A 6,510-nucleotide genomic window follows, 5' to 3' on the forward strand; every position below is an offset into this window, starting at 1 on the left:
TCTACAGAAGTAATGTTTTCTGCTTCTGCTTCGTAAGTGATTCCAACTCTGTGACGTAATACATCGTGAACAACTGCACGAACGTCTTCTGGAATTACGTAACCACGACGTTTGATGAAAGCATAACATTTTGCAGCATTAGCCAAGTTGATACTTCCACGAGGAGAAGCTCCAAAACTGATAAGCGGTTTTAAATCGGCTAATTTGTATTTTTCTGGGTAACGTGTAGCAAAAATAATATCAAGAATATATTTCTCGATTTTTTCGTCCATATAAACTTCGCGAACAGCCTCCTGAGCACGTAAAATCTGATCTACAGAAACTACTGGATTTACTTTTTCGTAAGATCCTTTTAAGTTTTGACGAATTACGAAACGCTCTTCATCAATTTTTGGATAATCAATTACGGTTTTCAACATAAAACGGTCAACTTGTGCTTCAGGTAACTGGTATGTTCCTTCTTGCTCAACAGGGTTTTGTGTTGCTAATACTAAAAACGGACGATCTAATTTAAATGTAGTGTCACCAATAGTAACTTGTTTCTCCTGCATTGCCTCTAATAAAGCTGATTGAACCTTTGCAGGAGCACGGTTAATCTCATCGGCAAGTACGAAATTGGCGAAAATTGGTCCTTTTTTAATTGAGAACTCGTTTGCTTTAATATTGTAAATCATGGTTCCGATAACATCGGCAGGTAATAAATCTGGCGTAAACTGGATACGGCTGAAAGATCCTTGAACCGCTTGAGAAAGCGTGTTGATGGCTAAAGTTTTTGCCAGACCTGGAACTCCTTCCAATAAAATATGCCCTTGTCCAAGTAATCCGATCAATAGACGCTCGACCATATGTTTCTGACCCACAATAACTTTGTTCATTTCCATTGTAAGAAGGTCTATAAAAGCACTTTCTCGCTCAATTTTTTCATTTATCGCTCTAATGTCTAAAGTCGTTGTATTTTCTTCCATATAAATATTTTTAAAACCTTGATTTTTACGCCTAATTTTTGAGAGTGCAAATTGAATATTTTTTGAGAAGTAAGATGTTAAAGAATGGTTAAAACTTCGACCAAAGACCTAATTTTAAGGACTAATTGTGAATCTATTTTTATATTTTTAAGAACTTTGATGATTATGCTTTATGAAAGCATAATTATTACCAAAAATAACGCATAACTATTATGAGCAAAACAGTCTTATCGCCTATAATTTCGGGCACTATGAATTGGGGAGTTTGGGATAAAAACCTTACAACTAGCGAAATGGAAAACATGATACAAGTGAGTATCGAAAACAAAATTACGACTTTTGATCACGCGGATATTTACGGTTCGTATACGACCGAAGCCGATTTTGGAAAAGCTTTTCATGCAAGTAAAATTGATCGCGAAAAATTACAATTAATTACAAAGTGCGGTATTCAGATGATTGCTGAAAAACGCCCAGAAAACAAAATCAAACATTATGATTATTCTAAAGACTATATTATTAAGTCTGTAGAAAAATCTCTAAAAAATTTAAAAACAGATTATGTAGATGTTTTTCTGCTTCACAGGCCAAGTCCGTTAATGCAGGCTGACGAAATTGCCGAAGCTGTTGAGAAATTAAAAGGACAAGGAAAAATTATTGATTTTGGACTTTCTAATTTTACTAGTTCTCAAACAGAATTAATTCGTCAGAAAACAGAAGTGAGTTATAATCAGGTACAATTTTCGGCAACACATTACGAGCCAATGTTGGACGGAAGTTTAGATTATATGCAAACTAACGGAATTCGCCCTCTATCATGGAACCCGCTTGGAACTGTTTTTAGAGAAGATACCAAACAGACTCGCCGTTTGAAAAAACTGTTCTCTACTTTATTAGAAAAATATCACTTAGGTGCAGATACACTTTTATTGGCATGGATTTTAAAACATCCTGCAAAAGTAATTCCGATTGCAGGTACCGTAAATATTGCTAGAATTCAGGCTTTATCAAAAGCAGTTGAACTGGAAATGGATACAGAAGATTGGTTTGCAATCTGGACAGAAAGTATGGGTGACGATGTGCCTTAATTTGGACTGTTCTGAAAAATGATACGCTTAGAAAATTTTGAAAAAAAAGATTATTCTGAATTGATCGATTCTGTCAAGAATGCAAAAGCTTTAATGCAATTTGGCGGACCAGAGTTTACTTTTCCTTTAACAGAGAGCCAAATAGATAAAACACTTTCTGATGAAAATAGAGTTGCTTTTAGAGTTGCAAATATTTCGAATGGCAGCACTATTGGACATTGTGAAATTTATTTTTACGACGGTTTTGCAAAATTAGGTCGAATCTTGATTATGGATGAAAATCAAAGAGGAAAAGGAATTGGCGAGCAAATGGTGACTCTATTGTTGCAATATATTTTTGAAAACAGGAAAGAAAGAAATATTGAATTGAATGTTTTTGACTTTAATGTCGGAGCTCAAAAATGTTATGAAAAAGTTGGGTTTACTTTAAATCCTGACAAAAAATATTTGAGAGAAGTAGATGGAGAAACTTGGACAGCGCTCAATATGGTGTTGAATTTGGAGGAATGGAAAAATAAGAATTAAAATATTTTACCACAGATTAAAAGACTTTCACAGATTTCAAAAGAATCATTTTAATCTGTGGTAAAAAATAAAAAAAATGAAATGAAAAAAACAGTTTTAATTACTGGTGCTACAAGCGGAATTGGAAAAGCAACCGCTCAGATTTTAGCGAAAAACAATTATAAAGTAATCCTTTGCGGAAGACGTAAAGATCGTTTGGAAGAACTTCAAAAAGAACTTTCGGCTTTTACAGAAGTTCATTCTCTAACATTTGATGTTCGCGATAAAGAAGAAGTTTTAAAAAAAATTGGAGCTTTGCCAAGCGATTTTTCTACAATCGACGTTTTAATCAATAATGCAGGCAATGCCCACGGTTTAGATCCGATTCAAAATGGAAATTTAGACGATTGGGATGCCATGATTGATATTAATGTAAAAGGACTTTTATACGTTTCAAAAGCTATAATTCCGCAGATGGTTGAGAGACAATCTGGACATATTATTAATATTGGTTCAACTGCTGCAAAAGAAGTTTATCCGAATGGAAATGTGTATTGCGGATCTAAACACGCTGTTGATGCCATTACTGCAGGAATGCGAATTGACTTGAATCCGTTTGGAATTCGAGTTGGAGGCATTCATCCAGGAATGGTGGCAACAGAATTTAGCGAAGTTCGTTTTAAAGGAGATGTTGAAAGAGCAGCAAATGTTTATAAAGGATTTGATCCGCTGCAGGCAGAAGATATCGCCGATATTATTTACTTTGTGGTTTCAAGACCTTATCATGTAAATATTGCCGATTTGGTTGTTATGAGTACTGCACAGGCCTCTTCGACGATTGTTAAAAAGAATATTTAAATAAAATCGAATATAGAGACGCACAGTAGTGCGTCTTTTTTTTAATTTTAAGTTTTAATAAATTAAATTACTGCGAATTAGTGCAATTCGTGGCTAAATAAAATCGACATGATTAATAAACGCCTTTTAATTAAAAATCTCCTCGCCCATAATGACGAAAGCAGTTTTTATGATAAAAAAAGGCAGTTGAATCTCCATTCTCGTGAAGGGAAGGGAAAGTTTCTAAAACACATTTGTGCTTTATCCAATTCTAACCCAAACAATAACTCTTACATCGTAGTTGGAGTAGAAGATCAAGATAACGAAATTGTCGGCGACGATTTCTTTGATGATAGTAGAATTCAGAATCTAGTCAATGCTTTTTTAGAAAACCCTCCAAAAATTCAATATGAAAACGTCCCTTTTCCTAATCTTCCAAAAGATAAAGTAATTGGTCTCGTTACAATAAAGCCTAAAAGTAAAATCTCTTACTTTAAAAAAGGAATTCATACCATTCTTGCCAATAGTGTTTTTATAAGACGCGGTAGTAATTCGATTCCTCTGGAAGAACATGAGGAAATTGAAAAAAACAATCAGAATACAGAAACGGTTATTGGAATCGAAAATAGTTCTCGAAATAGTATTCAATATACTTTAGACGGTGTTATCGATTTTATGAATTTCAGGCATAAAGATATGTCTCCTAAATATCGTGTTTTTAAAGAATTATTTGTGATTTGTTGGGCAGGAGTTCCAAAAAAAATGCGTGATAAAACATATTTGTCTCGTGTAGATATCGAATTGATAAACGAACAAATTAAACTTTTTTATTCGGCACAAGATGTTGTTACAATCGAATATAACGACGATACTTTTACCATTACAGAATATGTTCCGCTAGGATTAAATGACAAAACAAGTTATTATCCATTAGAAGAGCAAACCATTTATTTTTTTGATAACGGTTATTATAAAATCGACCGTCAGATGCTTTTTCAGCCGCCAGAATTCAATAGAAAAATGCTATATCATATTTATAATTCGAATATGGCTCTATTGGGTAAACTCCAAAAAGAAATCACTTTATCGGATCGTGAAATGAAGGATTTAGAAAATCTGCCTTCTACCTTTATGATTTGTCATTTGAATGGTTTTGAGGATGCCAGACAAAAATTAATAGATGCAAAATTGCTTTTAAAGCCTTATAAAAATGTATATTCTTCGTTTAAAGAAGCCTTGAGGGTTTTGCGTAAAATGAAGTATGATGTTCAGTGAGAAAAGATTCTAAGTTGCTAAGGTTCTAAGATTTTCTATAGAGACGCACTGCGGTGCATTTAATCGATGCTGAAATTATTTAGTGAAAATTCAAATATTTTTTTACTTCTTCATACGGGAATAAAAGCTCTTTTGGGCCATCTGCGTATGATGCAGCTTCATATGAATTGTAATATAAAAGTAAACCCGCAGAAGTATAGAAGATGTTTTGAGGAAGTTGAAATTTGTCATTTTCAAACATTAATCCTGTGGCATTGATATTGGCTTTTTCTGGAATTTTATATTTTGATCTGAAAGTTTTTTCAGCGAAAGCTTTAAACTCTTTTTCGTTTTTAAATAGCTGATTGTTAAAAATCGTTTTTCCTGTTTTTTTATCGAATAATAAAGAGCGATAACCTTGATAACCATGAGCGCCGCCTGTGAAGGTATAATGGTCAATTTTAAGATTTAAGATTTGCTCTGACTGAAATTCTACATTTCCTATTATTCTTGCTTCCCAGCCAAAGGTGTCATTTGGGAATTTTTGATGCATTTCTTCGTATGAAACAATGAACGATTTTGCTAATGATTTATAATCATCAACTTTTACAGAATCTTCTTCAAAAAATGCAATCTCTTTAATTACAGCAAATACTTTTTTATTAATGCTGTCTGATGTTACTTTAACATTTTTAGCAATTGGAACTTCTATCGTAATTCTTGGGCAATCTTTTTTGCACGGAATAGTAGATTTTTCTTCAAACGTTTCATTGTCAAATGAAAGCTCTTTTTTGCAACTTGTAAAAATCAAACACAAAAAGATTATAAATATGTAATTTTTCATATCAAAAAGTGTTAATTATCTACAAAGGTAAGAACTTGTGTCGCGATAAAATAAATTAAGCGGTAAATTTGTAAAAGAATTATGGAATTAAAATTTATAACTATATGAAATTCAATACAAAAGTTATTCACGGAGGACAGCATCATGATCCAAGTACAGGAGCTGTTATGCCGCCAGTGTATCAAACTTCAACATTTGTTCAAACAAGTCCAGGGAAACCTTTGGCAGATTACGAATATAGTAGAGCTTCAAACCCGACGCGTACGGCTTTAGAAGATGCTTTGGCTAGTATTGAAAATGGAACTCGCGGATTAGCATTTTCATCTGGTCTTGCTGCGACTGACTGCGTTTTAAGATCTTTTAAAGCGGGAGACGAAATCATTGCAATGGATGATTTGTACGGAGGAACATACAGAATGTTCTCTCGTGTTTATAAAGATTCGGGTATTAAATTTCATTTTGTGGATATGACGAATATCGAGAAACTGAAAAGTTTAATTAACGAAAATACCAAGTTAATCTGGGTAGAAACGCCAACCAATCCGTTAATGAAATTGGCAGACATTCAAGAAATAGCAAAAATCACTCAAGAGAAAAAAATTCTTCTTGCGGTAGATAATACTTTTGCAACGCCTTATTTGCAAAAACCTTTAGATTTAGGAGCAGATATTGTAATGCATTCTGCGACGAAATATCTAGGAGGACACTCTGATGTTATTGCTGGAGCATTAATTGTAAAAGATGAAGCGCTTGGAGAACAGTTGCATTTTCAGCAATTTGCTACTGGAGCTACACTTGGGCCAATGGATAGTTTTTTGGTTTTAAGAGGAATCAAAACTTTAGCTCTAAGAGTGCAGAGACATTGCGAAAATGGAGAAAAAGTAGTTGAATATTTAAGTAATCATCCAAAGATTAAAACAGTTTATTATCCTGGTTTGAAAAATCATCCGTTTCATGAAATTGCTAAAAAGCAAATGAAAGCTTTTGGAGGAATGGTTTCTTTTGATTTTAAATCTGG

General features: G+C 33.5%; 7 protein-coding genes. 5 read left to right on the plus strand and 2 right to left on the minus strand.

Annotated elements, in window-relative coordinates:
• Nucleotides 1-965, minus strand: a 965-nt coding sequence (locus B3J44_RS03175) for an AAA family ATPase (RefSeq protein WP_286965735.1), incomplete at its 3' end; no start/stop codon positions are given.
• Between the two features lie 212 nt (nucleotides 966-1,177).
• Here B3J44_RS03175 and B3J44_RS03180 point away from each other — a divergent pair.
• The 4 genes from B3J44_RS03180 (at nucleotide 1,178) to B3J44_RS03195 (ending at nucleotide 4,669) form a co-directional block, all read left to right on the plus strand.
• Entirely contained in the window at nucleotides 1,178-2,053 is an 876-nt protein-coding gene (locus B3J44_RS03180) for an aldo/keto reductase (RefSeq protein WP_286965736.1), read from the plus strand.
• Between the two features lie 18 nt (nucleotides 2,054-2,071).
• Entirely contained in the window at nucleotides 2,072-2,578 is a 507-nt protein-coding gene (locus tag B3J44_RS03185; protein WP_286965738.1) for a GNAT family N-acetyltransferase, read from the plus strand.
• An 81-nt stretch (nucleotides 2,579-2,659) separates the two neighbouring features.
• Nucleotides 2,660-3,415 carry an SDR family NAD(P)-dependent oxidoreductase gene (locus tag B3J44_RS03190; protein WP_286965741.1) on the plus strand — a complete coding sequence of 252 codons (756 nt, stop codon included), beginning with the start codon at nucleotides 2,660-2,662 and terminating at the stop codon, nucleotides 3,413-3,415.
• A 108-nt stretch (nucleotides 3,416-3,523) separates the two neighbouring features.
• Nucleotides 3,524-4,669: an ATP-binding protein gene (locus B3J44_RS03195; protein ID WP_286965743.1), complete on the plus strand. Its 1,146-nt coding sequence runs from the start codon at nucleotides 3,524-3,526 to the stop codon at nucleotides 4,667-4,669.
• A 79-nt stretch (nucleotides 4,670-4,748) separates the two neighbouring features.
• Here the strand turns inward: B3J44_RS03195 and B3J44_RS03200 are convergent, their stop codons facing one another.
• Entirely contained in the window at nucleotides 4,749-5,492 is a 744-nt protein-coding gene (locus B3J44_RS03200; protein ID WP_198855331.1) for a DUF3298 and DUF4163 domain-containing protein, read from the minus strand.
• Between the two features lie 104 nt (nucleotides 5,493-5,596).
• Between B3J44_RS03200 and B3J44_RS03205 the strand changes: the two genes are divergently transcribed.
• Nucleotides 5,597-6,510: trans-sulfuration enzyme family protein (locus B3J44_RS03205; protein WP_286965745.1), on the plus strand; the 914-nt coding region annotated here is incomplete at its 3' end.

It is taken from the genome of Flavobacterium sp. UBA4854, from assembly GCF_002399805.1.
GTDB classification, from domain to species: domain Bacteria; phylum Bacteroidota; class Bacteroidia; order Flavobacteriales; family Flavobacteriaceae; genus Flavobacterium; species Flavobacterium ginsengisoli.

Bases quoted from the DNA above. Each gene is read 5' to 3' on its own strand.
- B3J44_RS03185 (WP_286965738.1), top strand. From the start codon at position 2,072: ATGATACGCTTAGAAAATTTTGAAAAAAAAGATTATTCTGAATTGATC.
- B3J44_RS03180 (WP_286965736.1), top strand. From the start codon at position 1,178: ATGAGCAAAACAGTCTTATCGCCTATAATTTCGGGCACTATGAATTGG.
- B3J44_RS03200 (WP_198855331.1), bottom strand. From the start codon at position 5,492: ATGAAAAATTACATATTTATAATCTTTTTGTGTTTGATTTTTACAAGT.
- B3J44_RS03190 (WP_286965741.1), top strand. From the start codon at position 2,660: ATGAAAAAAACAGTTTTAATTACTGGTGCTACAAGCGGAATTGGAAAA.
- B3J44_RS03195 (WP_286965743.1), top strand. From the start codon at position 3,524: ATGATTAATAAACGCCTTTTAATTAAAAATCTCCTCGCCCATAATGAC.